This is a genomic window from Pseudonocardia xishanensis (assembly GCF_039541715.1).
Lineage (GTDB): Bacteria > Actinomycetota > Actinomycetes > Mycobacteriales > Pseudonocardiaceae > Pseudonocardia > Pseudonocardia xishanensis.
The window spans coordinates 41,868-66,744 of the sequence record NZ_BAABGT010000012.1; the positions used below are offsets into that span (position 1 = coordinate 41,868).

The 24,877-nt window shown below is 73.9% G+C and carries 23 protein-coding genes and 1 pseudogene; 20 read left to right on the plus strand and 4 right to left on the minus strand.

Features of this window, described 5'->3' with window-relative positions; translation table 11 throughout:
- Positions 1-17 precede the first annotated feature (17 nt).
- The 5 genes and pseudogenes from ABD993_RS02930 to ABD993_RS02950 all read left to right on the plus strand — a co-directional run.
- A pseudogene (locus ABD993_RS02930) lies at positions 18-653 on the plus strand (nitrilase-related carbon-nitrogen hydrolase); the annotation flags it as partial.
- Positions 654-1,022: 369 nt separating this feature from the next.
- Positions 1,023-2,003 (plus strand): adenosine deaminase, encoded by a 981-nt coding sequence (locus tag ABD993_RS02935; RefSeq protein WP_345412375.1) that lies wholly within the window; start codon positions 1,023-1,025, stop codon positions 2,001-2,003.
- 85 nt (positions 2,004-2,088) lie between these two features.
- Positions 2,089-2,526: a MarR family winged helix-turn-helix transcriptional regulator gene (locus tag ABD993_RS02940; RefSeq protein ID WP_345412377.1), complete on the plus strand. Its 438-nt coding sequence runs from the start codon at positions 2,089-2,091 to the stop codon at positions 2,524-2,526.
- 47 nt (positions 2,527-2,573) lie between these two features.
- Positions 2,574-3,878, plus strand: coding sequence for an MFS transporter (locus tag ABD993_RS02945; RefSeq protein ID WP_345412808.1), 1,305 nt, complete (start codon positions 2,574-2,576; stop codon positions 3,876-3,878).
- A 2-nt stretch (positions 3,879-3,880) separates the two neighbouring features.
- Positions 3,881-4,465, plus strand: coding sequence for an isochorismatase family protein (locus ABD993_RS02950; RefSeq protein WP_345412379.1), 585 nt, complete (start codon positions 3,881-3,883; stop codon positions 4,463-4,465).
- Between the two features lie 31 nt (positions 4,466-4,496).
- Here the strand turns inward: ABD993_RS02950 and ABD993_RS02955 are convergent, their stop codons facing one another.
- Positions 4,497-5,783: an acyl-CoA dehydrogenase family protein gene (locus tag ABD993_RS02955; RefSeq protein ID WP_345412381.1), complete on the minus strand. Its 1,287-nt coding sequence runs from the start codon at positions 5,781-5,783 to the stop codon at positions 4,497-4,499.
- Between the two features lie 99 nt (positions 5,784-5,882).
- On the opposite strand from ABD993_RS02955, the gene ABD993_RS02960 reads away from it, so the two are divergent.
- Complete coding sequence (locus ABD993_RS02960; RefSeq protein WP_345412383.1) at positions 5,883-6,446, plus strand: Rv1733c family protein; 564 nt, start codon at positions 5,883-5,885, stop codon at positions 6,444-6,446.
- 129 nt (positions 6,447-6,575) lie between these two features.
- On the opposite strand, the gene dinB is transcribed toward ABD993_RS02960, so the two are convergent.
- Positions 6,576-7,790 (minus strand): DNA polymerase IV, encoded by a 1,215-nt coding sequence (gene dinB, locus ABD993_RS02965; protein WP_345412385.1) that lies wholly within the window; start codon positions 7,788-7,790, stop codon positions 6,576-6,578.
- Positions 7,791-7,872: 82 nt separating this feature from the next.
- On the minus strand, positions 7,873-9,117 hold the full coding sequence (locus ABD993_RS02970) for an aminotransferase family protein (RefSeq protein ID WP_345412387.1): 1,245 nt from the start codon (positions 9,115-9,117) through the stop codon (positions 7,873-7,875).
- 47 nt (positions 9,118-9,164) lie between these two features.
- On the opposite strand from ABD993_RS02970, the gene ABD993_RS02975 reads away from it, so the two are divergent.
- The 8 genes from ABD993_RS02975 (at position 9,165) to ABD993_RS03010 (ending at position 15,593) form a co-directional block, all read left to right on the plus strand.
- The gene (locus tag ABD993_RS02975) at positions 9,165-9,905 is read left to right on the plus strand and encodes a dienelactone hydrolase family protein (RefSeq protein WP_345412389.1); all 741 of its coding nucleotides are present in this window, start codon (positions 9,165-9,167) and stop codon (positions 9,903-9,905) included.
- Between the two features lie 2 nt (positions 9,906-9,907).
- Positions 9,908-10,198 carry a DUF6295 family protein gene (locus ABD993_RS02980; RefSeq protein ID WP_345412391.1) on the plus strand — a complete coding sequence of 97 codons (291 nt, stop codon included), beginning with the start codon at positions 9,908-9,910 and terminating at the stop codon, positions 10,196-10,198.
- 54 nt (positions 10,199-10,252) lie between these two features.
- Entirely contained in the window at positions 10,253-11,017 is a 765-nt protein-coding gene (locus ABD993_RS02985) for a DUF5995 family protein (protein WP_345412393.1), read from the plus strand.
- Positions 11,018-11,173: 156 nt separating this feature from the next.
- Positions 11,174-11,734, plus strand: a complete 561-nt coding sequence (locus tag ABD993_RS02990) for a biotin transporter BioY (protein WP_345412396.1) — start codon at positions 11,174-11,176, stop codon at positions 11,732-11,734.
- On the plus strand, positions 11,731-12,993 hold the full coding sequence (locus tag ABD993_RS02995; protein ID WP_345412398.1) for an AMP-binding protein: 1,263 nt from the start codon (positions 11,731-11,733) through the stop codon (positions 12,991-12,993). Before ABD993_RS02990 ends, ABD993_RS02995 begins: the two co-directional genes overlap by 4 nt.
- Complete coding sequence (locus tag ABD993_RS03000) at positions 12,990-14,261, plus strand: thiolase family protein (protein WP_345412400.1); 1,272 nt, start codon at positions 12,990-12,992, stop codon at positions 14,259-14,261. The genes ABD993_RS02995 and ABD993_RS03000 overlap by 4 nt, the downstream gene beginning before the upstream one ends.
- Positions 14,258-14,932: an energy-coupling factor ABC transporter ATP-binding protein gene (locus ABD993_RS03005; RefSeq protein WP_345412402.1), complete on the plus strand. Its 675-nt coding sequence runs from the start codon at positions 14,258-14,260 to the stop codon at positions 14,930-14,932. Before ABD993_RS03000 ends, ABD993_RS03005 begins: the two co-directional genes overlap by 4 nt.
- A gap of 22 nt (positions 14,933-14,954) precedes the next feature.
- A complete protein-coding gene (locus ABD993_RS03010) occupies positions 14,955-15,593 on the plus strand; it encodes an energy-coupling factor transporter transmembrane component T family protein (protein WP_345412404.1) in 639 nt (212 codons plus the stop codon).
- Between the two features lie 206 nt (positions 15,594-15,799).
- Here ABD993_RS03010 and bldD read toward each other — a convergent pair whose 3' ends face one another.
- The gene (gene bldD, locus ABD993_RS03015; RefSeq protein ID WP_093077966.1) at positions 15,800-16,291 is read right to left on the minus strand and encodes a transcriptional regulator BldD; all 492 of its coding nucleotides are present in this window, start codon (positions 16,289-16,291) and stop codon (positions 15,800-15,802) included.
- 483 nt (positions 16,292-16,774) lie between these two features.
- Between bldD and pyrR the strand changes: the two genes are divergently transcribed.
- Genes pyrR through pyrF form a run of 6 tightly spaced genes read left to right on the plus strand, consistent with a single transcriptional unit; the run spans position 16,775 to position 24,857 of the window.
- Positions 16,775-17,353: a bifunctional pyr operon transcriptional regulator/uracil phosphoribosyltransferase PyrR gene (pyrR, locus tag ABD993_RS03020; RefSeq protein WP_345412407.1), complete on the plus strand. Its 579-nt coding sequence runs from the start codon at positions 16,775-16,777 to the stop codon at positions 17,351-17,353.
- Positions 17,350-18,294: an aspartate carbamoyltransferase catalytic subunit gene (locus tag ABD993_RS03025; RefSeq protein ID WP_345412409.1), complete on the plus strand. Its 945-nt coding sequence runs from the start codon at positions 17,350-17,352 to the stop codon at positions 18,292-18,294. The genes pyrR and ABD993_RS03025 overlap by 4 nt, the downstream gene beginning before the upstream one ends.
- Positions 18,291-19,577 carry a dihydroorotase gene (locus ABD993_RS03030; protein ID WP_345412411.1) on the plus strand — a complete coding sequence of 429 codons (1,287 nt, stop codon included), beginning with the start codon at positions 18,291-18,293 and terminating at the stop codon, positions 19,575-19,577. The genes ABD993_RS03025 and ABD993_RS03030 overlap by 4 nt, the downstream gene beginning before the upstream one ends.
- Positions 19,574-20,734 (plus strand): glutamine-hydrolyzing carbamoyl-phosphate synthase small subunit, encoded by a 1,161-nt coding sequence (gene carA / locus ABD993_RS03035; RefSeq protein ID WP_345412413.1) that lies wholly within the window; start codon positions 19,574-19,576, stop codon positions 20,732-20,734. Before ABD993_RS03030 ends, carA begins: the two co-directional genes overlap by 4 nt.
- Positions 20,734-24,036 (plus strand): carbamoyl-phosphate synthase large subunit, encoded by a 3,303-nt coding sequence (carB, locus tag ABD993_RS03040; protein WP_345412415.1) that lies wholly within the window; start codon positions 20,734-20,736, stop codon positions 24,034-24,036. The genes carA and carB overlap by 1 nt, the downstream gene beginning before the upstream one ends.
- Positions 24,033-24,857, plus strand: a complete 825-nt coding sequence (gene pyrF / locus ABD993_RS03045) for an orotidine-5'-phosphate decarboxylase (RefSeq protein ID WP_345412417.1) — start codon at positions 24,033-24,035, stop codon at positions 24,855-24,857. The genes carB and pyrF overlap by 4 nt, the downstream gene beginning before the upstream one ends.
- Positions 24,858-24,877: the final 20 nt, after the last annotated feature.

A 24,877-nucleotide genomic window follows, 5' to 3' on the forward strand; every position in this document is an offset into this window, starting at 1 on the left:
TCGTGAGGAGGAGCCCGGTGCGGATCGCCCTGGCCCAGATCGTCTCGACACCGTCGCCCGCGGAGAACCTGGAGACCGTCGCCGCCGAGACGGCGCGCGCGGCCGCCGCAGGAGCACGCGTCGTGGTGTTCCCCGAGGCCACGATGTGCTGCTTCGGGGTGCGGCTCCCCGCCGAGCCGCTCGACGGGCCGTGGGCGAATCGGGTGCGGGAGATCGCCGCGGAGGCAGGCGTCACCGTGGTCGCCGGCATGTTCACCCCCGACCCGGACGGGCGGGTTCGCAACACCCTGCTCGCCACCGGCGGCGGGGTCGAGGCCCACTACGACAAGGTGCACCTGTTCGACGCGTTCGGGTTCGCCGAGTCCGCGACCGTCGCCCCGGGCACCGTCCCCGTGACGATCACCGTGGACGACGTCGTCGTCGGGCTCGCCACCTGCTACGACGTCCGTTTCCCCGGCCTGTTCCAGAAGCTCGGGGACGCCGAGGCGCGGGTCGTGCTCATGCCCGCGTCCTGGGGCGCGGGGCCGGGCAAGCGCGAGCAGTGGGACCTGCTGGTGCGTGCGCGGGCCCTGGACTCGACCTGCATCGTGGCGGCGTGCGACCAGGGTGACCCGGAGACCGTCGGGCGCGCCCGGGGGACGGCGGGAGGCGGAGCCGACGGGGTGGGTAAGCGCTGGGGGACGGCAGGAGGCGGAGCCGACGGGGTGGGTAAGCGCTGGGGGACGGCAGGAGGCGGAGCCGACGGGGTGGGTAAGCGCTGGGGGACGGCAGGAGGCGGAGCCGACGGGGTGAGTAAGCGCTGGGGGACGGCAGGAGGCGGAGCCGACGGGGTGGGTAAGCGGAGCACGGCGCCGACGGGGATCGGCGCCAGCCTCGTCGCGAGCCCCTTCGGCGTGGTGGAGGCCCAGCTGGACGAGAAGCCCGACCTGCTCGTCCACGACCTCGACCTCGAGTCGGTGGACAAGGCTCGCGCCGCGATCCCGGTCCTCGCCAACCGACGCTTCTGACGGCAGGCTCGCCCCATGACCGCTCCCACCCCGCCCACCGCCGAGCTGCACCTGCACATCGAGGGCACGATCGAGGCCGAGCTCCTCGTCCGGCTCGCCGACCGGCACGGCCTGCCGCTGCCCTCGCGGGACCCCGCGGTGCTGCGCGAGCGGTACGAGCACTTCACCGACCTGCAGTCCTTCCTCGACGTGCACTACGCCAACCTCGCCGTGCTGCGCACCGAGGAGGACTTCCATGAGCTGGCGACCGGCTACCTCGACCACGCGCGCCGGACGGGCATCCGGCGGGCCGAGGTGTTCTTCGACCCGCAGACCCACGTGAACCACGGTGTGCCGATCGAGGCCGTCATCCGGGGCCTGAGCAGTGCCTTCGAGGCCGCTGAGGAGACCCACGGGGTGTCCGCGGCGATGATCCTGTGCTTCCTGCGCGACCTGGGCCCGGAGGCGGCGGAGGAGCTCCTGCGCGCCGCGCTGCCGTTCCGCGAGCACTTCATCGGCGTCGGCCTGGACTCGACGGAGGTGGGCTACCCGCCGTCGCTGTTCACCGAGGTCTACGCGATGGCGGCCGCCGAGGGGCTGCACCGGGTCGCGCACGCGGGGGAGGAGGGCGGGCCGGACTACGTGGTCGAGGCCCTCGATCTGCTGCACGTCGAGCGCGTGGACCACGGGATCCGCGCGCTGGAGGACCCCGCGCTCGTCGCCCGGCTGCGGGAGGAGCGGATCCCGCTCACCGTCTGCCCGCTGTCGAACGTGTTCCTGCGGGCGGTGGACGCCATCGCCGACCATCCGTTGCCGCTGATGCTCGACGAGGGCCTGGTCGTGACCGTGAACAGCGACGACCCGGCGTACTTCGGCGGGTACGTCGACGCCAACTACACCGCGCTCGGGCTCGACCGGGACCGGCTGGCCCTGCTCGCCCGCAACTCCTTCGACGCCTGCTTCGTGCCCGAGGCGGACCGGGCCCGCTGGCGCGCGGAGGTCGACGCCTGGGTGTGACCCGGCACCCGTCGTGGCCCGCCCGCCCCACTGCACGTGACTCATCAGTCGATACTGTTCAGTTGAGACTGGCTATAATCGGGGCATGGACGACATCGCCCCCTCGGCCCTGCGCGCGTCGCAGGAGATCCGGACCGTGGTCGGCAGGCTGCGGCGGCGGCTGCGGAAGGTGGACACCGGGGGCGGGCTCAGCCCGTCGCAGACCGCGGTGTTCACCCGCCTCGCGAAGGACGGCGACTCGTCGGCGAGCGTCCTCGCGGCGGCGGAGGGCATCCGGCCCCAGTCGATGGCCACGATCCTCGCCGCACTGGAGGCGCAGGGACTGATCGAGCGCCGCCCCGACCCGGAGGACGGCCGCCGACAGCTGATCACGCTGTCCGCGGCGGGTCGCGAACGCGCGGCGGGGGACCGGGAGGCGCGGCGCGAGTGGATGGCCCGGCAGCTGCACGAGGACTTCACCGAGGCCGAGCGGCAGACCCTGATCGAGGCCGCCGCACTACTGGAACGCCTGGTGGAACGGTGACGGCGGCCTCCCCGGACACCGCCTTCGACCGCAGGCTCGTCCCGCCGATGATCCTCGGCGCGGTGCTCAACCCGATCAACTCGTCGATGGTCGCGGTGGCACTGGTGCCCATCGGGATCGCCTTCGGCGCGCCGCCCGCGGAGACGGCCTGGCTGGTGTCCGGGCTGTACCTGGCCACGGCGATCGGGCAGCCCGTCGTCGGGCGGCTGGTGGACACCTTCGGGCCGCGGCGGCTGTTCCTGACCGGCACCGCGCTCGTCGGGGCCGCGGGGGTGCTCGGCGCGCTGTCCCCGCAGCTCTGGGTGCTGGTGCTCGCCCGCGTGCTGCTGGGGTTCGGGACGTGCGCGGGCTACCCGGCGGCGATGTACCTGATCCGCGCCGAGGCGACCCGGACGGGGGCGAACAGCCCGGCAGGCATCCTCACCCTGCTGTCGGTCGCGACCCAGACCATCTCGGTCGTCGGTCCCACCCTCGGCGGGCTGCTGATCGGCCTGGGCGGCTGGCGGGGGGTGTTCGCGGTGAACGTGCCGCTCGCCGCCGTCGCCTTCGGTCTCGGGGCCCGGCGGCTGCCGCGCACTCCGCGGACGGGGCCGGTGCCGAGCTTGGACCACGCGGGCATCGCGCTGTTCGCGGTGACGCTGGTGGCGCTGCTGCTGTTCCTGATGGAGCCCGCCAGGTGGTGGCTGCTGCCGGTGGCCGTCGCGGCGGGGGCCGGTTTCGCGCGCCGCGAGCTGACCGCCGCCGATCCGTTCCTCGACCTGCGGGTGTTCGGCGGGAACCGGCCGCTGCCGGCGACCTACGGCCGCACGCTGCTCACCTACGTCGTCTCCTACGCGTTCCTCTACGGCTACACGCAATGGCTGGAGGAGGGACGGGGGCTGTCGGCGTCGGTGGCGGGGCTGATGCTGCTGCCGATGTCGGTGACGGCGGTCGCGGTGTCGGCGCTCACCGGTCGCCGGGCCGCGGTGCGGGGGAAGCTGGTCGTCGGGGCGCTGGCGCAGGTCGTGGCCTGTGCCGCGCTGCTCGCGTTCGGTGCCGGGACCCCGCTCTGGATGGTCGTGGGGCTGGCGATCGTGATCGGGATCCCGCAGGGGGTCGTCAGCCTGGCCAACCAGAACGCGCTCTACCACCAGGCCGACCCCGGGCGGATCGGCGCGTCGGCGGGTCTGCTGCGGACCTTCGGCTACCTCGGGGCCATCGTCGCGTCCGTGGGCAACGGCGTGTTCCTCGCCGACCGCGCGGACACCCCGGGGCTGCACCACCTCGCCCTGTTCCTGCTCGTCGTGGCGGTGGTCTTCCTCGCCGTCACCCTCGCCGACCGCTCGCTGCGGTCGGTCGCCGGAAAGGACTGACCATGGCACTGACCGCCCTCGACCGGACCGCCGCGCTCGTCGCGATCGACCTGCAGAACGGCATCGTCGGCATTCCCACCCGTCCGCACGCCCCGTCGGAGGTCGTGGCCCGCACCGTCCGGCTGGCCGAGGCCTTCCGTGCCGCGTTCCGGCCCGTCGTGCTGGTGCGGGTCAGCCTGCGCCCGGACGGGACCGACGCCGCCCCCGGCCGCACCGAGCGGCCGAGCCGCACGGGCACCCCGCCCGCAGGGTGGGACGACATCGTCCCCCAGCTCGCCGGTGACCCCGGGGACATCGTGGTGACCAAGCGGAACTGGGGTGCCTTCCACGGCACCGACCTGGACGTCCAGCTGCGCAGGCGGGGCGTCACCCAGATCGTGCTGACCGGCATCGCGACGAGCGCGGGGGTGGAGTCCACCGCCCGCGCCGCGCACGAGCACGGCTACCACGTCACGACGGTGACCGACGCGATGGCCGATCGCGACGACGAGATGCACCGCCACGCCGTGGAGCGGATCTTCCCGCGCCTCGGCGAGACGGGCACCACGGAGGAGGTCCTGGCGCTCCTCCGACCTCGTGTGCGGTGAGCGGTGCGACGGCACCACTCACCGCACACCGTCAGTCGTTGGCGGTGGCGAGCTCCAGGTACTGCGCGAACTTCCGCCGGGCCGCGGCCTCACGGGTCGGGACGTGCTCGGTCGGCACCTCGCGCGGCTCGTAGCCCCGCAGGATGCGCTTGGCGACAGTCGCCTTGTGGACCTCGTCCGGGCCGTCGTAGATCCGGGCGGCGCGGGCGGAGCGGTACATCTGCTCCAGCGGCAGGTCGCCGGAGAAGCCCAGCGAGCCGTGGATCTGGATGGCCCGGTCGATCACGTCGTGGAGCACCTTCGCGCCCCAGTACTTGATCATCCCGATCTCCAGCCGGGCGTTGGATGCGCCGACCTGGTCCATCGTCCATGCGGCCTGCAGGGTGAGCAGCCGGGCGGCCTGCATCTCCGCGGCGGAGAGCGCGACCCAGTCCTGGATCATCTGCTTGTCCGCGAGCACCGACCCGTGCGTGTGCCGGGACACCGCGCGCTCGCAGAGCATGTCGAAGGCCCGCTTCGACTGCCCCAGCCAGCGCATCGCGTGGTGGATGCGACCCGGGCCCAGTCGCTGCTGGGCCAGCGCGAAGCCGTCCCCGGGGTTGCCGACCAGGTTCGCCTTCGGGACGCGGACGTTCTCGTACAGGACCTCGGCGTGCCCGCCCTCGAGCTGCGGGGTCACCGTGGAGTGGTCCATGACCGGGATGTCCCGCAGGACGTTCACCCCGGGGGTGTCCACCGGCACGATGATCATCGACGAGCCCTGGTACGGCGAGACGTCCGGGTCGGTGACCGCCATGACGATCAGGAAGTCCGCGGCCGACGCGTTCGACGAGAACCACTTGTGCCCGTTGATCACGTACTCGTCCCCGTCGAGCACCGCGCTCGTGGTGAGCAGCGTCGGGTCCGCGCCCGCGCCGGGCTCGGTCATGGAGAAGCAGGACTTCAGCTCCCCGCGCAGCAGCGGGAACATCCACTGCTCCTTCTGCTCCGGCGAGCCGCCGATGGCCAGCAGCTCGGCGTTGCCGGAGTCCGGCGCCTGGTTGCCGAAGATGCCCGGGGCGAACCGGCACTGGCCCAGGATCTCGTGCATCAGGCCCAGCTTGACCTGGCCGAACCCGCCGCCGCCGAGCTCCGGCGGCAGGTGCGCGGCCCACAGGCCCTGTTCCTTGACCTTCTCCTTGAGCGGAGCGGTGATCCGCGCGTACTGCTCGCGGCTCAGGTCCAGGGTCTCGAGCGGGAGGATCTCGTCACGGACGAACTCCCGCATCCAGGCCAGCTTCTTCTCGAACTCGGGTTCGGTGGAGAAGTCCCACGCCACTGTGCACCTCCGCGTGCTCGGCTGAGGCCCCACGCTAGGTGATGCAGGCGCCTCAAAGAAGGGGGTAACCCCGAGCCGGTCCCGGGCGAGTCCTCGGTCGTGGCCGCCGCATCCCCGTTCCCGCGTCGTCGCACGGACCGCGTCGAGGACGCGGTGGCCGTCCTGCTCTGCGCGCTCGGCGTCGTCGTGCTGGTCGTGGCGGCACTCCTCGGCGTCATGGCGCACGGGTCGGTGACCGCGCGGGCGAGCGCACAGTCGGTGGACCGCGTGCGGGTGACCGCCACCATCACCCGGGTCGTCGGGCCGACGGTGCCCGCCGCCCCGTCCGGGCCCGGGGGCAGGCGTGTGCTGGCGGACTGGACCGCTCCGGACGGCACGCCCCGCACGGGCGAGGTGACCACGCCGGTCTCGGCGGCGCCCGGGTCCGTGGTCCCGCTGTGGGTCGACCGCGCCGGAGCGGCCGTGCGGGCCCCGGTGTCACCGCGCTCGGCTCCGCTGGTCGGCGCGGTGGTGGGGATCGGGATCGCCCTGCTCGGCGCGGCCCTGTTGCTCGTGGTGTGGCGGGTCGTGCGCCGGGTCGCCGCCGGCCGGAACGCCGAGGCCTGGGCCCGGGGCTGGGCCGAGGTCGAGCCGACGTGGTCCGGTCGGACGAACGCGACCTGAGGAGTTCACCCCGCCGTCACGAACTCGACGGGTGACCCCTCGCCGTCCCGCTCGTTGAACCGGGTGCCGGTATCGGCGGGGACTGGGGAGCCCCCTCGCCGATACCGGCAGATCCTTGTCCGGGTCCGCTCAGCCGTCCGGCAGGATCGGCACCTCCAGCCCCTGGTCACGGCCGAGCCGGGCCGCGCGGGTCACCGACTCCGAGCCGAAGCGGGTGCGCAGCGCGTCCAGCGTGCGGTCCAGCTCGGGCCCGTCCGTGCGGTCGAACGGGAGCGCGAGCTGCATCGCGTCCCCCTCGTCCAGGTTCGTGAGCGAGATCCCGAGCAGCGTCAGGCCCCGGTCCAGCACCATCGACAGGTCCGCCGCCAGCAGCCTGCGCGCGGCCGCGAGCAGCGTCGGCGTGTGGTCGGTGGCACGCGCGAGCGTGTGCGAGCGGGTGGCGCGGGTGTAGTCGCCGAACCGCAGCCGCAGCACCACGGTCCGGCACGCCCGGTCCGCGCCGCGCAGCCGCTTGCCCAGACGGTCGACGATCCCGGCGAGGATCGCGTCCATCTCCTCCGGGCTGCGCCTGCGCCGCCCCAGCGCGCGCTGGGAGCCGATCGAGCGTCGTCGGCGCCCGGTGTCGACCACCCGGGGGTCGTGGTTGTGCGCCAACGCGTGCAGGTGCCTGCCGCTCGCCCGGCCCAGCAGCGAGACGAGGGTGGGCTCGCCCAGGTCCGCGACCTCGCCGACCGTGCGGATCCCCAGCGCGTGCAGCTTCGCCGCGGTGACCTTCCCGACCCCCCACAGCCGCTCGACGGGCAGCGGGTGCAGGAACGCGAGCTCGCCGCCGGGCGGGACCTCGAGCAACCCGTCCGGCTTGGCGACGGCCGACGCCACCTTGGCCAGGAACTTCGTGCAGGCCACGCCCACGGTGATGGGCAGCCCCACGTCCGCCGCGACCCGCTCGCGCAGCCGCTGCGCCACCGCGGTGGGCGAGCCCGCGATCCGCCACAGCCCACCGACGTCCAGGAACGCCTCGTCGATCGAGAGTCCTTCGACGACCGGCGTGGTGTCCCGGAAGACCGCGAACACGTCCTTGCTGGCCTGGCTGTACGCCGCGAACCGCGGCGGGACCACGATCGCGCGCGGGCACAGGGCTCTCGCCTGCCGCCCGCCCATCGCCGTGCGCACGCCGTAGGCCTTCGCCTCGTAGCTGGCCGCGAGCACCACGCCGCCGCCGACGATGACCGGCCTGCCGCGCAGCCGGGGCGCGTCCCGCTGCTCGACCGACGCGTAGAAGGAGTCGAGGTCGGCATGCAGGATGCTCGCCTCGGCTCGCGACGAGATCCGGGACACGAACATATGTTCGCATCCGGCACCGACGAAACGGAACGCCGAGATGACCCTCAGTGCTGTTCGATCATGGTCCGATCCGCACCGAGGGTCATCTCGACAGGTCGTCCAGGCCCTTGCGGACGGCCTCGGCGAGCTGGTCGAGGTGGTCCTCGGTCGCGGTGAGGGGTGGGGAGAAGCCGAGGGCGGAGACCATCGGGCGGATGATCACGCCGTGCTCGCGGACGGCGTTCGCGACCTGGCCGGTGAGGCCGGGGCGGTCCGGCACCAGCTCCAGCGCGCCGAGGAACCCGGTGCCCCCGCGCGCCTCGACGACCAACGGGTGGTCGGCCAGCCCCCGGAGCCGCTCCAGCAGGGGGCCTTCGAGGGCGTCGGCGCGGGCGAAGAGGCCGTCCCGCTCGTACAGCTCGAGGGTCGCGAGCCCGGCCGCACACGCCGCCGGGTGGCCCGAGTAGGTCTGGCCGTGTCGGAACACCATGCCCGGGGTGTCCCAGAAGGGCGCCGCGACCGCCCCGCTCGCCACGACCCCGCCGAGGGGCTGCACGCCGGACGTGACGCCCTTCGCGAACGTGATCAGGTCGGGCGTGATCCCGAAGCGCTCCGTGCCGAACCAGTCGCCCAGCCTGCCGAACCCGCAGATCACGGCGTCGACGACGAAGAGCACGCCGTGCCGGGCGCACACCTCGGCGGCCGCCTCGATGTACCCGGGCGGCGGCGGGAGCACACCCCCGGCGCCGATGACGGGCTCGCAGAAGAAGCCTGCGACCCGCTCCGGGCCGACCTCGCGGATCGTCTCCTCCAGTAGCTCGGCGTCGTTCCACGCCGTCTGCACCACGTCCGGCACGAACGGCGCCGCCACCCGGTTGCCCGGGATGCCCGCCAGCGACGTCCCCAGGCCGTGCGTGCCGTGGTAGCTGTGCTCGCGGTGCAGCAGCACCGTGCGGTCCGGCTGCCCGGTGAGGGCGAAGTGCGCGCGGGCGATCTTGGCCGCGGTGTCGATCGAGTCGCCGCCGCCGCTGGTGAGGAAGACCTTGGCGGCGGCCATCGGGGCGCGGGCGGCCAGCGCGTCCGCCAGGGCGAGCGCGGGCTCGTTCGCGAAGTCGGTGAACAGGTGGTAGGCGTCCAGCTTCCGCAGCTGAGCGGTGACCGCGTCCACGATCTCCCGACGGCCGTGGCCCGCGTTGGCGTACCAGAGGCTCGCGGTGGCGTCGAGGTAGCGCGTGCCCGTCGAGTCCCAGATCCAGACGTCCTCGGCGCGGGTGACCACGGTCTGGGAGTGCTTGACCGCCTCCATCGCCGCGAACGGGTGCCAGAGGGTCTCGGTGCCGGTCGTCATGGTCGGGAAGAGTAAGCAGGGGCCTGCACCGAACGCGAGGAGGAACCATGGCGTACGACGCCGTGCTCGCCGAGACCGTGAACATCCACGGTCACGGCGGCGACCTGATCGAGGCCTACACCGCCCGCCCGATGGCCCCCGGGCCGCGGGGCGGGGTGATCGTGATCCACCACATGCCCGGGTACGACCGGGAGTCCAAGGAGGTCGTGCGCCGGTTCGGCGTCCTGGGCTACAACGCGATCTGCGTCAACCTCTACAGCCGCGAGGCGCCCGGGGCCGCCCCGGACGACGCCGCGGCCACCGCCCGCGCCCTCGGCGGCGTGCCGGACGAGCGGTTCGTCGGGGACGCCCGCGGCGCGGCGGACTGGCTGCGCGCCCTGCCGACGTCGAACGGCCGGGTGGGCACGATCGGCTACTGCTCGGGTGGGCGGCAGGCCTTCCTGAGCAGCGTCGAGGTGGACGTGCAGGCCGCGGTGGACTGCTACGGCGCCTTCGTCGTCGGGACGCCGCCGGAGGGCTTCCCGCTGCAGGTGAGCCCGCTGACCGACCGGGTGCCCGAGGTGGCCGCGCCCGTCCTCGGCCTGTTCGGCAACGACGACTCCTACCCGTCGCCCGCGCAGGTCGACGAGCTGGAGAAGTTGTTGCAGGAGAACGGGAAGGTCTACGAGTTCCACCGCTACGACGGCGCGGGGCACGCGTTCTTCTCCGTCGACCGGCCCTCGTACCGGCCGGAGGCGGCCAAGGACGGCTGGGGGCGCGTCGAGGCGTTCTTCGGGGAGCACCTGTAGCCATGTGCACCTACTCGACGGAGAAGATCGAGGTCACGCGCAGCAGCGGGAAGGGGCCGGGGCCGATGGTCGACGCCGCGGGCTCCGTCTCCACGGGCTGGTTCCCGCTGCGCACCGCGACCGTCTACTACGACCACCCCGTCCACGCCCCGGACGAGCACACCGTGAACATCGACTTCCTCGCCCCGGACCGCGGCCCGGGCGCGCGGCTGGCGGTGGAGCTGTCGCTCGACACCGCGAAGGAGCTGATCGCGGCGCTGCAGGCGACGGTGGAGCGTGCCGCGTATCACTGACGGGTATTCCGGCGACCCCCTCCGTGCTCGGGTAGGTGACGGAGGGGAGCCGGGATGACACTCGGGGCGACGGGCAGGCGGGACCTGGGGGAGTTCTGCGGCGAGGTGGAGACGATCAAGGACGTCGTCGCCGCGCTGACCGCGATCAGGGACGCCTCGGCCGAGGACGTCGAACGGCCCGCGGTGGACGGCATCTCGGCGTTCTCGCGGCTGTACACGATCATCACGCAGAACGTGCTGGACACCGTGGAGGGGCGCAAGCCCGCCCGGGAGTTCGAGGATCCCGAGTTCCTCACCCTGCTCGACCTCGAGTTCGCCCGCCGCTACCTCGCGGCGATCAAGGCCGACGCGGACGGGAGCGGCGCCCCGCGCGCCTGGGACGTGCTGTTCCGGCGCAGGCGGGACCGGATCCACCACGTCAACTTCGCGGCTGCGGGGGTGAACGCCCACGTCAACTTCGACCTGACGTACGCGCTGCTGGAGACGTGGAAGCGGTTCCCGCCGAACCGGGCCCGGCACCGCGACTACAACCGGGTCAACGACATCTTCGCCGACGAGATGAACGGCCTGCGGAACGACTTCAACGCGTTCCTGGCCGAGGTCGACGAGGACGGCAGCCCGCCGGACCGCCTCGGCAACTGGTTGTCGAACGTGCTGGTCCGCTGGACCCGCTGGCTGGCCTGGCTGGTGGCCCGCTGGGTCTGGCGGCACCACGGCAAGGCCTCCTTCGCCGCGGCGTACGAGCGCATGCACCGCCGCCAGGACCGGGCGGCGGGCGCGGCGGGCCGGCTGATCCTGGCCCTGCGCCGGATGCCCTGACCCTCCCCGGGCGGTGGTCCGCGGTTCGGGAGGGGAGCGGTCGGAATCCGACCGCTCGGCACCCCGGACGTGGATCATGTCGTCTGGCGCCGGAGTGGCGGGGGAAGTGGCGGGCGCGACAGCCCGGAAGGCCGCACCGCCGGCTAACCTCCTCCGGTGGCAACTCGCAGCGCAGCTCCCGCCGCCGATCTCGCGACGACGGTCGTGCTCGCCGCGTTCATCGCGGTCCTCGGCCTGTTCCCCGGGGTCTACGTCGGGGCGAGCGGGGTGCCGATCGTCGTGCAGAACATGGGGCCGTTCCTCGCCGGTGTGCTGGTGGGCGCGCGGCGGGCGGTGTTCGCGGTCGTCCTGTTCCTCGCGCTCGTCGCGATCGGGCTGCCGCTGCTGTCCGGCGGGCGGGGTGGGCTGGCGCCGTTCGTGGGGCCCAGCGGTGGCTTCCTGTTCGGCTGGATCCTGTCCGCGCTGGTCAGCGGGCTGATCGTGCAGCGGGCCGCGAAGCCCCGCCTGCCGCTGCTGGTGCTCGCCGCGTTCGCGGGGCTCGTCGCGGACTACCTCGTCGGGATCCCGTGGCTGGCGGTGCAGACCGGCTCCTGGTCGACCGCCTTCACCGGCTCGCTGGTGTTCGTGCCCGGGGACCTGGCGAAGGTGGTGATCGCGGCGCTCGTCGCCGCGCTGGTGCACCGCGCCCTGCCCGGACGGTTCGTGGGGCGGACGTGACCCCCGTCCTCGGCGGTGCCACCCTGCCCGCGGAGCTCGCCGCGCGGGTCCGGGGAGCGGCCGCCGAGCTGGAGCGCCGCGGGATCGGCCCGGGTGACCGGGTCGCGATCGACGGCGGGGACGTGCTCGCCTGGTTCCTCGGCGCCGACCTGCGCGGCGCCGCGGCGCTGGTGGTGGAGCCGCGCTGGAGCGCGCGGGAGCGGGCGGCGGTGCTGGGCGACGCCCGACCCCTGGCCACGGTCTCGGGACCGGTCGTCGGCCCTGTGGTGGGTGCGGTCGCGGGCTCCGACGCGGGTTCCGTTGTGGGCACGGTGGTGAGCTCCGGCGCGGACGGCGCGGCGGGCGCCGACGCGGAGGCGCCGTTCTATCTCGCCACGACCTCGGGCAGCTCCGGGGCGCCCAAGGTGCTGCAGCGCTCCCGGCGCTCCTGGCTGCGCAGCTTCGAGGCCCTCGGGCGGGTGCCCGGTCCCGTGCTGGTCGCGGGCCCGCTCAGCTCGTCGCTGTTCCTGTTCGGGGCCCTGCACGCGCTCTGGTGCGGTGCCGAGCTGCGGCTCGCGCCCCGGTTGACCCCCGACGCGCTGCGGGGGATCGCGACGGTCCACGTGGTGCCCGCGATGCTGCCCGACCTGCTCGGGTCCGACGTGGACACGATCGTCTGCGGCGGAGCCCATGTGCCGCAGGCGCTGCGGCGCCCCGGACTGGTCGAGTACTACGGCTCCGCCGAGCACTCGCTGATCGCGGTCCGCCGGGACGGTGCCCTGCGTCCCGTGCCGGGGGTGGACCTCGAGGTGCGGGCGGGGGAGCTGTGGGTACGCTCGCCGCTCGCGGTCGACGGCAGGCTCCGCGCCGGCGTGCTGGACCCGGCTCCGGAGTGGACGAGCGTGGGGGACCGCGTGGACATCGTGGACGGTGCGCTCACCGTGCACGGCCGCGGATCGGCCACGGTGCTCACCGGCGGCCTGCTGGTGGCCGCCGAGGAGGTCGAGGCGGTGCTGCGGCAGGTGCCCGGCGTGCTCGACGTCGTCGTGGCGGGCACCCCGCACCCGCGCCTCGGCGCCGTGGTCACCGCCGTGGTGGAGGGCGAGCCCAGCCTCGCCGCGCTCCGCGCCGCGGCAGCGGACGGCCTGGAGCCGCGGAAGCGGCCGCGGATCTGGTTGCGGGCCGACGAGATCCCGCGCACGCCGGCAGGCAAACCCGCCCGCGCGGCGCTGACCGCGGGGCTCGCCGCAGGCGGCCTGGACGCGGAGCCGCTGCGATGAGCGAGGCGGTGGTGATCGCCGCCCGGCGGACCCCGATCGGGAACGCGGGCGGGGTGCTGCGCGCCCTCACCGCGGACGAGCTGGCGGCACCGGTGCTGCGAGCCCTGCTCGCCGACGCGGGTGCCGCGGGTCGTCCTGCACCGCCGAGCGCGCCCACGCCGGCGCGGGCGGAGCGAAGGGGACCGGCGGGAGAGCCCGGACCCGGGCTCGAGGTGGCGGACGTGATCCTCGGGAACGTGTTCGGGCCCGGGGGCAACACCGCCCGGGTCGCCGCGCTGCGGGCCGGGCTCGGGTTCGGCGTGCCCGGGCTCACGGTGGACCGGCAGTGCGCCTCCGGGCTCGCGGCGATCGTGGTGGCCTGCAGCCTGGTCCGTGCCGGCGCGGGCTCGGCGTACCTGGCCGGCGGGACCGAGAGCGCGTCGACCGCCCCGCACCGCGCCTGGCGCACCGACCCGCCCACCCCGTACAGCCGTGCCCCCTTCGCCCCGGCGGACCTCGGTGACCCGGACATGGGCCCGGCGGCCGACCTCGTGGCCGCCGAGGCCGGGATCTCCCGCGATCGGCAGGACCGCTTCGCCCTGCGCAGCCACGAGCGCGCCGTGGCGGCCCAGCGCGCGGGCCGCTTCGCGGACGAGATCGTCCCGCTCGCCACCACCCCGAGCTCGGACCGTGCCGCCACAGACCGTGCCGCCACAGACCGTGCCGCCACAGACCGGGGCGACGCCGTGACCCGCGACCAGCGGCCCCGCGCGGGCTTCACCTCCGCTCGGCTGGCCCGGTTCCCGCCCGCCTTCACCCCCGACGGCACCGCGACGGCGGCCAACTCCTGCGCGGTGAGCGACGGGGCCGCGGCGGTGATGGTCGTCGACGAGGAGACCCGGCGGCGGCTCGGGGTGCCGGGGCTCCGGCTCGTCGCGAGCGCGACCTCCGGGGTGGACCCGTCGCGGCTGGGCCTCGGTGCGGTCCCGGCGATGCGGGAGGTGCTGAAGTACGGCGTGCCCGCCGTCACCGAGTTCACCGAGGCCTTCGCGGGCCAGACCCTCGCCTGCCTGGACGCCGCGGGCCTCGACGAACGGACCGCGAGCCCGGACGGCGGGGCGATCGCCCTCGGCCACCCCTGGGGTGCGTCCGGCGCGGTGCTGGTGGTGCGGTTGTTCACCCGGCTCGTGCGCGAGCGCCGGGGCGGGCTCGGCCTCACCGCGTTGTCCGCGGGTGGCGGCGTGGGTGTCGCCGCGCTGTGGGAGGCCGTGGGGGTGGACACCGCGTGATCGCCTACGAGTCCGTGGGGCACCGCTTCGACGAGCGCGTCGTGCTGGACGACGTGACCCTCGCCCTGCCCGAGCACCGCGTGGGGTTCGTGGGCGCCAACGGGTCCGGCAAGTCCACCCTGGCCCGGATGGTCAACGGCCTGGTCCGGCCCACCTCCGGCCGGGTGCTCGTCGACGGCCTGGACCCGGCCCGGCAGGGCGCGGCCGTCCGCCGTCGGGTCGGGTTCGTCTTCACCAACCCGGACAGCCAGATCGTGATGCCGACGGCGGGCGAGGACGTCGCGTTCTCGTTGCGCCGCACCGTCCGCGACCGGACCGAGCGGGCCGCGCGGGCGGCCGAGGTGCTGGCCGCCCACGGCCTCGACGGCTACGCGGACCATCCCGCCCACCAGCTCTCCGGCGGGCAGAAGCAGCTGCTCGCGCTGTGCGGCATGCTCGCGCTCGACCCGGACGTCCTGGTCTGCGACGAGCCCACCACGCTGCTCGACCTGCGCAACACCCGGCGGTTCGCCGAGATCCTGCGCGGGCTGCGCCAGCAGGTCCTGCTCGTCACCCACGACCTGGACCTGCTCACGGACTTCGACCGCGTCGTCGTGCTCGACGGCGGCAAGGTCGTCGCCGACGACGTCCCGGCCCCGGCGCTGCGCCATTATCGGGAGCTGGTCGCGTGACCCCGCCCGACGAGGGACCCGGATGAACCCGCTCGGTCTCCACTCGCCGGGCACGAGCCCCCTGCACCGTCTTCCCGCGGGCCCGAAGCTGCTGTGCCTCATGGTGTTCGTGACGGTCGTGGTGATCCTCGGGACGGTGCCGTGGCTGGCGGGCGCGTGCGCCGTGGCCGCCGCGGGGTACGTCGTGGCGCGGCTGCCGTGGCTCCGGGTGTGGCAGGTCCTGCGCCTGTTGCTCGTGCTGGCCGTGCTGGTGGGCGGGCTCCAGCTCTGGCTGGTCGGCCCGGAGCCCGCGGCGGTCACCGTGCTGCGCCTGGCCGCCGCGCTCGCCGCGGCGAACCTGTTCACCTTCACCACCCGCGTCGACGCGGTGGTCGCCGCGGTGGAGCGCGGCCTGGGTCCGCTGCGCCGCGTCGGCGTGCGACCGGAGCAGCTGGGCCTGTTGGTCGGGCTCACCGTGCAGGCCGTCGCTACCCTGGCCGCCCTCGCCGGGTCGGTGCGGGAGGCCGCCGTCGCCCGCGGGGCGGGCCGCTCACCCACGGCCTTCGCCGTGCCGTTCGTGGTCCGGACCCTGCGGTACGCCGACGAGCTGGGGGAGGCCCTCGCCGCCCGCGGCGTGGGCGACGAGCCCGACGACCCCCGCGACCCGGGAGCCCGCCGATGACCTCGCCGCAGCCGCACACCGCCGACCCCGCCCCCGAGTGGTTCCGCGCCGCCCGGTACCCGGATGACGATCGCCGCTCCTGTACCCACCCCGCCCGCCCGAACCCGTGGGGACGACGACGGCGGCGGCCCGTGGGGGACCGCCGCCGTCGTCGGAACCGGTGCCGTGCGCCCTTCCCCGGTGCACGGTGCCGGTCGGTACCGGGTCTAGTCGACCCGGTGGGAGGGCCGGGCCTCCGGGGGCAGCACGCCCCAGTCGATGAGCTGGTCGGTCAGCTCGCCCGGCGTCATGTCGTAGATGATCGCCAACGACCGCAGGTCCTCCGCCCGGATGGACAGGACCTTGCCGTTGTAGTCACCGCGTTGGGACTGGATCGCGGCGGCGTAGCGGGCCAGCGGGCCCACCTTGTCCGCGGGCAGCTGCTGGAGCCGCTCGAGGTTGATGACGATCTTCGTGGCGGGCTCCGAACCGGACGGGACCCGGCCCTCGGGGAGCAGCTCGGCGACGGGCACGCCGTAGAAGTCGGCCAGCTCGGCCAGCTTCTGCACGGTCACCGCGCGGTCACCGCGCTCGTACGAGCCGACGACGACCGCCTTCCAGCGGCCCCCCGACTTCTGCTCGACGCCGTGCAGCGACAACCCTTGTTGCTGCCGAATGGCCCGGAGCTTGCCCCCGAGCGCCTTGGCGTAGTCGCCCATGTGGCGATCTCCTCATTCCTGGTCGATCCCGGCTGGTCGGCCGGTGGACCTCGAACCGCAGCGGCCACCCTCGCCGCTGTCGATCAATACGCAGAGTAATCATGCGCCGGGGGCGCGGCGCAGGTCAAGCCGGGTCGCCCCGGACGGGTGCCTGGTAGGGGTTTCCCACTCGAACGAAGGACGGTTGGTCCCCCGACGGCGGTATCCAGTCCACCGCGAGCGGCTCTCATGATCCACGCACAGCACCCGCTGGTACGCATGGTGGCCGTGTGGGTGTGGCGCTGGGTGACCGTACCCGCGGTGACCCTCCGGAGCGGTCCGCGACGCGCCGGGTGTCACGTGTCGCCTCCTCGCCCGTCCGGTCGAGATCGTGATGCGGCCGTGACCGTCGGACACCCGTCCGGCGCCCGTTCGGGCGCTTGCTAGGGTCGCGGCGACACATCCTTTAACCCCGTCCCGTGAGGCGGGAAAGGAGAGGACCTCGTGGCGGAAGCACGCCGCGGGGACGGCGGTGCGCGGGAGCTCCTCAGCGCGGCCGACGTCACCCGCACCATCGCGCGCATCGCGCACCAGATCATCGAGAAGACGGCCTTCGGCCCCGGCAACACCGCGGACCTCGTGCTGCTGGGCATCCCGACCCGCGGCGCCACCCTGGCCCGCAGGCTCGCCACGGCGATCACCGAGTTCGCGGGCGCCGCGCCCGCGGTCGGCTCGGTCGACGCCACCCTGTACCGGGACGACCTGCGCCGCGGCCCGGCCCGCGCGCTGGAGGACACGGCCGTGCCCGAGGGCGGGATCGACGGCAAGCTCGTCGTGCTGGTGGACGACGTGCTGATGTCCGGGCGCACCACGCGCGCCGCGCTGGACGCGCTGCGGGACGAGGGCAGGCCCCGCGCCGTGCAGCTGGCCGTGCTGGTCGACCGCGGGCACCGCGAGCTCCCGATCCGGGCGGACTACGTGGGCAAGAACGTCCCGACCTCCCGCGAGGAGAAGATCCTCGTCCGGTTCACCGAGCACGACGGTGCGGACGGGGTCCTGATCGAGCGGGGTGCCGAGGCGTGAAGCACCTGCTCTCCGTCGCGGACCTGGACGCGGCCACCGCCACGGGCCTGCTGGACACCTCGGCCCGGCTCAAGGAGACCCTGCTCGGCCGCGAGGTGCGCAAGCTGCCGACGCTGCGCGGCCGCACGGTCGTCACGCTGTTCTACGAGGACTCCACCCGCACCCGGGTCTCCTTCGAGATCGCGGGCAAGTGGATGAGCGCCGACACGATCAACATCAGCGCGAAGGGCTCGTCGGTCTCGAAGGGCGAGTCGTTGCGGGACACCGCACTCACCGTGTCGGCCATGGGCGCGGACTGCGTGATCGTGCGCCACCCCGCCTCCGGCGCCGCGCACCGGATCGCGGGCTGGGCGGACCGGGACGCCGCGACCACCGGCACGCACACCAGCGTGGTCAACGCCGGGGACGGCACCCACGAGCACCCCACCCAGGCGCTGCTGGACGCGGCGACCCTGCGGGACTCCCTCGGTGCCATCGCCGGACGCCGCATCGGGATCGTCGGGGACGTCCTGCACTCGCGGGTCGCCCGGTCGAACGTGTTGCTGCTCTCCACCCTGGGCGCCGAGGTCGTGCTGATCGCCCCGCCGACCCTGCTGCCCACCGGGGTGGCCGAGTGGCCCTGCCGGGTCAGCCACCACCTGGACGCCGAGCTGCCCGCGCTGGACGCGGTGATGATGCTGCGCGTGCAGGCCGAGCGGATGCACGGCGGCTTCTTCCCGAGCGCCCGCGAGTACGCGATCGCCTACGGGCTCAACGAGAACCGCCTCGGTCTGCTGCCTGAGGGCGCGCCCGTGCTGCACCCCGGCCCGATGGTGCGCGGCATGGAGATCGCGCCCGCGGTGGCCGACGCCCCGAACTCCAAGGTCCTCGCCCAGGTGCGCAACGGCGTGCACGTGCGGATGGCCGTCCTCTACCACCTGCTCGCCGGAGCCCCCGAATGAAGCTGCTGATCACCAACGCCAGGCCGTACGGCGAGGAGGCCGTGGACGTCCTCGTGACCGACGGCGTCGTCACCGAGATCGGCACCGGCCTCGCCGCGGCGGACGCCGAGGTGCTCGACGCGGGCGGGAACGTCCTGCTCCCGGGCCTGGTCGACCTGCACGTCCACCTGCGCGAGCCGGGCGGTGAGGAGTCCGAGACCGTCGAGACCGGGTCGCAGGCGGCCGCGCTCGGCGGCTTCACCGCCGTCTTCGCCATGCCGAACACGGACCCGGTGGCGGACACCGCGGTCGTCGTGGAGCACGTGCGCCGCCGCGGCGAGGAGGTCGGCCTGGTGGACGTCCACCCGGTCGGCGCCGTCACCACCGGGCTCAAGGGCGAGAAGCTCGCCGAGCTCGGGACCATGGCGGCCTCCGGGGCGCAGGTCCGGATGTTCTCCGACGACGGCCGCTGCGTGAACGACCCGCTGATCATGCGGCGGGCCCTGGAGTACGCGAGCGCGCTGGACGTGGTGATCGCCCAGCACGCCGAGGACCACCGGCTGACCGGCGGCGCCCAGGCCCACGAGGGCGCGGTCGCCTCCCGGCTGGGTCTGCAGGGCTGGCCCGCCACGGCCGAGGAGACGGTGATCGCGCGGGACTGCGCGCTGGCCCGCGAGGCCGGGGCGGACCTGCACGTGTGCCACGTGTCCTCGCTGCACTCGATCGCGGTGCTGCGCCAGGCCAAGGCGCAGGGCGTGCGGGTCTCCGCCGAGGTCACCCCGCACCACCTGCTGCTCACCGACGGGCGGCTGACCGGCTACGACCCGGTCAACAAGGTGAACCCGCCGCTGCGCACCGGGGCGGACACCCAGGCGATGCGCGAGGCGCTGGCCGAGGGCGTGATCGACGTCGTCGCCACCGACCACGCGCCGCACGCGGCGCAGTACAAGGACGCCGAGTGGGCCGCGGCCCGGCCCGGGATGCTGGGCCTGCAGACCGCGCTCTCGGTGGTGATCCACACGATGGTGGAGCCGGGGCTGCTGGACTGGCGCGGCGTGGCCAGGGCGATGTCCGAGCGGCCCGCGGAGATCGGGCGGCTGCCGGACCAGGGGCGCCCGATCGCCGTCGGTGAGCCGGGGACGTTCTGTCTGGTCGACCCGGACGCCCAGTGGACGGTCCATGGCGCGGCGTTGGCGAGCAGGGCGGCGAACACGCCGTACGAGGGAATGCGGCTGCCCGGTGCGGTGGTCGCGACGGTTCTGCGTGGCCGGATCACGGCGCGAGACGGGAAGGTTGCGGTATGACCAGCATGAGCGCCGCTGTGCTCGTCCTCGAGGACGGACGGATCTTCCGCGGTGAGTCGTTCGGGGCCGAGGGGGAGACCTTCGGCGAGGCCGTCTTCACCACCGGGATGACGGGCTACCAGGAGACCCTGACGGACCCGTCCTACCACCGCCAGATCGTGGTCCAGACCGCGCCGCAGATCGGCAACACCGGCTGGAACGGCGAGGACGACGAGTCCACCGGCATCCAGGTGGCCGGGTACGCCGTGCGGGACCCCAGCCGACGCCCGTCGAACTGGCGGTCGACCGGCACCCTGGAGGACGCGCTGCGGACCCAGGGGATCGTCGGGATCGCCGGGATCGACACCCGCGCGGTCGTGCGGCACCTGCGCGAGCGCGGGGCGATGCGGGCCGGGGTGTTCTCCGGGGAGGCGATCGCCGCGGACGCCGAGCTGGTGCGGCGGGTGCAGCAGAGCCCCGGGATGGTCGGCGCGGACCTCTACGGCGCCGTCACCACGGCGCGGACCTACGTCCGGGAGGCGGTGGGGGACAAGCGGTTCACCGTCGCCGCGCTGGACGTCGGGATCAAGTTCAACACCCCGCGGATGATGGCCGAGCGGGGCATCGAGGTGCACGTGCTGCCCGCGTCGGCAACGCTGGAGGACGTGCTGGCGCTGGAGCCGGACGGCTTCTTCCTCTCCAACGGCCCCGGCGACCCGGCCACCGCGGACGGGCCGGTCGCGCTGACGAAGGCGGTCCTGGAGCAGCGCATCCCGCTGTTCGGCATCTGCTTCGGCAACCAGATCCTCGGCCGCGCGCTGGGCCGGGGCACCTACAAGCTCCGGTACGGCCACCGCGGGATCAACATCCCGGTCGTCGAGCACGCCACCGGGCGGGTGGCGATCACCTCGCAGAACCACGGGTTCGCCGTCGAGGGCACGGCGGGGGAGCGGTTCGCCACGCCCTACGGCGAGGCCGAGATCACCCACACCTGCCCCAACGACGGATGCGTCGAAGGCCTTGCGGGAGTGGACTTCCCGGCCTTCTCGGTGCAGTACCACCCCGAGGCCGCCGCGGGCCCGCACGACGCCGCGGACCTGTTCGACCGCTTCTGCGCGCTGATGGACTCCCACCGCCGTCCCTCCGGCCGCCACGCTCTGATCGAGGAGAACCACTGATGCCCCGCCGCGAGGACATCCGGCACGTCATGGTGATCGGGTCCGGCCCGATCGTCATCGGCCAGGCCTGCGAGTTCGACTACTCCGGCACCCAGGCCTGCCGCGTGCTGCGCGCCGAGGGGATCCGGGTCTCGCTGGTCAACTCCAACCCCGCCACGATCATGACGGACCCGGAGTTCGCGGACGCCACCTACGTCGAGCCGATCACCCCGGACTTCGTCGAGAAGGTCATCGCCGCCGAGCGCCCGGACGCCATCCTGGCCACCCTGGGCGGGCAGACGGCGCTCAACACCGCGATCGCGCTGCACGAGAACGGCGTGCTGGAGCGCTACGGCGTGGAGCTGATCGGCGCGGACGTCGACGCCATCGAGCGCGGCGAGGACCGGCTGAAGTTCAAGGAGATCGTCCAGAAGATCGGTGGGGACGTGCCGCGCTCGGCCGTCTGCCACTCCATGGAGGAGGTCCGGGCCGCCGTCGGCGAGCTGGGGCTGCCGGTCGTGATCCGGCCCTCCTTCACCATGGGCGGGCTCGGCTCCGGCATGGCGCACACCGAGGAGGACCTCGAGCGCCTCGCGGGCGGGGGGCTCGCCGCCTCCCCCGTCACCGAGGTCCTCATCGAGGAGTCGGTGCTGGGCTGGAAGGAGTTCGAGCTCGAGCTCATGCGGGACCACGCGGACAACGTGGTCGTCGTCTGCTCCATCGAGAACCTCGACCCCATGGGCGTGCACACGGGCGACTCGATCACCGTCGCCCCCGCCATGACGCTGACGGACCGCGAGTACCAGCACATGCGCGACGTCGGCATCGCCGTGCTGCGCGAGGTCGGCGTGGACACCGGCGGCTGCAACATCCAGTTCGCGATCCACCCGGACACCGGGCGGCTCGTGGTCATCGAGATGAACCCGCGCGTCTCGCGCTCGTCCGCGCTGGCCTCGAAGGCCACCGGCTTCCCGATCGCGAAGATCGCCGCGAAGCTGGCCGTCGGGTACACCCTGGACGAGATCACCAACGACATCACCGGCGAGACCCCGGCGGCCTTCGAGCCCACGTTGGACTACGTCGTCGTGAAGATCCCGCGGTTCGCGTTCGAGAAGTTCCCCGGCGCGGACACCGAGCTGACCACGACCATGAAGTCCGTCGGCGAGGCGATGGCGCTGGGGCGGTCCTTCCAGGAGGCCTTCGGCAAGGCGTTGCGCTCGATGGAGACCACCGCCGCCGGGTTCTGGACCACCCCGGACCCGGCCGAGCCGCCGACGGACGAGGAGATCCGGCGGCCCACGGACGGGCGGATCTACACCGTCGAGCGGGCGCTGCGGGCCGGGCGGACGGTGGACGAGGTCGCGGAGATCTCCGGCATCGACCCGTGGTTCCTGGACCAGATCCAGCTGCAGATCGAGCTGCGCGCGGAGGTCGAGGCGGCGCCGGTGCTGGACGGCACCCTGCTGCGCCGCGCCAAGCGGGCCGGCTTCTCCGACCGCCAGCTCGCGGCGCTGCGCCCCGAGTTCGCGGGCGAGGACGGCGTGCGGACGCTGCGGCACCGGCTGGGGATCCGGCCCGTCTACAAGACGGTGGACACGTGCGCCGCGGAGTTCGCCGCGAAGACGCCGTACCACTACAGCGCCTACGAGACGGACCCGTCCGCCGAGTCGGAGATCGCCCCGCAGACGGAGAAGCAGAAGGTGCTGATCCTCGGCTCGGGGCCGAACCGCATCGGGCAGGGCATCGAGTTCGACTACTCCTGCGTGCACGCGGTCCAGGCGCTGCGGGCGGCCGGGTTCGAGACCGTGATGGTCAACTGCAACCCCGAGACCGTCTCCACGGACTACGACACGGCGGACCGGCTCTACTTCGAGCCGCTGACCTTCGAAGACGTCCTCGAGGTCGTGCACGCCGAGCAGGAGTCCGGCGAGGTCGTCGGGGTGATCGTGCAGCTCGGCGGGCAGACCCCGCTGGGCCTCGCGGCGCGGCTGACGGCGGCGGGCGTACCCGTGGTGGGCACCTCCGCGGCGGCGATCGACCTGGCCGAGGACCGCGGCGCGTTCGGCGAGGTGCTCCGCCACGCCGGGCTCCCCGCCCCCGCCTTCGGCATGGCGACCAGCTTCGAGCAGGCCCGCGAGATCGCCGCGCGCATCGGCTACCCGGTGCTCGTCCGGCCCTCCTACGTGCTCGGCGGGCGCGGCATGGAGATCGTCTACGACGACGCCACCCTGGCCGGCTACATCGCGCGCGCCACCACGATCAGCCAGGACCGCCCGGTGCTCGTGGACAAGTTCCTCGACGACGCCATCGAGATCGACGTGGACGCGCTGTGCGACGGCGAGGACGTGTTCATCGGCGGCGTCATGGAGCACATCGAGGAAGCCGGGGTCCACTCCGGGGACTCCTCCTGCACGCTGCCGCCGATCACGTTGGGGCGCAGCGTGATGGAGGCCGTGCGGACCTCGACCGAGGCCATCGCGCACGGCGTCGGGGTGCGCGGGCTGCTCAACGTCCAGTACGCCCTGCACGGCGAGACGCTCTACGTCCTGGAGGCCAACCCCCGCGCGTCGCGCACGGTGCCGTTCGTCTCCAAGGCGACGGCGGTGTCGCTGGCCAAGGCCGCGGCGCGGATCATGCTGGGCGCCACGATCGAGGACCTGCGTGCCGAGGGCATGCTGCCCGCGACCGGGGACGGCGTCGACCTGCCCGCGGACGCGCCGGTGGCGGTCAAGGAGGCGGTGCTGCCGTTCAACCGGTTCCGCACGCCGTCCGGACAGGGCGTGGACCCGCTGCTCGGCCCGGAGATGAAGTCGACCGGCGAGGTCATGGGGATCGACGCCTCGTTCGGTCCGGCCTTCGCCAAGTCGCAGGCCGCGGCCTACGGCTCGCTGCCGTCGAGCGGCAGGGTGTTCGTGTCCATGGCGGACCGGGACAAGCGCGCGATGGTGTTCCCGGTGCACCGGCTCGCGGGCCTCGGGTTCGAGATCCTGGCCACCGAGGGCACCGCGGAGGTGCTGCGGCGGCACGGGATCCAGGCGACGGTGGTGCGCAAGCACTCCGAGCGGGCCCAGGGCGAGACGATCGTCGACCAGATCCTCGCGGGCGACATCGTGCTGATCGTCAACACCCCGTACGGCAACTCCGGCCCGCGCGTGGACGGCTACGAGATCCGGGCGGCGGCCGTCTCCCGAGGCGTCCCGTGCATCACGACGGTCCAGGGGGCCTCCGCCGCCGTGCAGGGCATCGAGGCGATGCAGCGCGGCGACATCGGAGTCCGGTCCCTGCAGGACGCGCACGCGGCGCTGCGCAAGGCCCGGCCGTGAGCTTCGGGCGGCGGCTGGCGGCGGCGGTGCAGCGGTTCGGTCCGCTGTGCGCGGGGATCGACCCGCATCCCGCGCTGCTGGCCGAATGGGGACTGACGGACGACGCGGACGGGCTCGCGCGGTTCTGCGCGGCCGCCGTCGAGGCGTTGGCCGGGCACGTCGCGGCGGTCAAGCCGCAGTCGGCGTTCTTCGAGCGGCACGGGTCCCGGGGGATCGCGGTGCTGGAGGAGACCCTCGCGGGTCTGCGGGACACCGGGACCCTGTCGGTGCTCGACGTCAAGCGCGGGGACATCGGCTCCACCATGGACGGCTACGCGGACGCCTACCTCGGCGTCGGCGCACCCGTCGCCGCGGACGCGATCACGGTCTCGCCCTACCTCGGGTTCGGCTCGCTGGAACCCGCCCTGCGCGCCGCCGAGGAGGCGGACCGCGGGCTCTTCGTGCTGGCGCGCACGTCCAACCCGGAGGGTGCGTCGGTCCAGCTGGCGTCCGTCGACGGGACCACCGTCGCGCAGTCGATCGTGGACGGCGCGGCGGGGCGGAACGCGGGGGAGACCCTCGGGTCGGTGGGCGTGGTCGTCGGGGCGACCCACGACCACGGACTGGAGCTCGGGGCCCTCAACGGTGCCGTGCTGGCCCCGGGGCTCGGGGCCCAGGGTGCCACCGCACGGGACGTCGCGGAGCGCTTCGCGGGCCTGCGGGGACTCGTCCTGCCCGCCGCCAGCCGCTCGATCCTCGGGGCGGGCCCGGCGGTCTCGGCCCTGCGGTCCGCCGCGGAGACCCAGCGGGACGAGCTCGCGGCGGTGCTCAAGCCCGGCTGATACTCCGTTCACCCGATCGG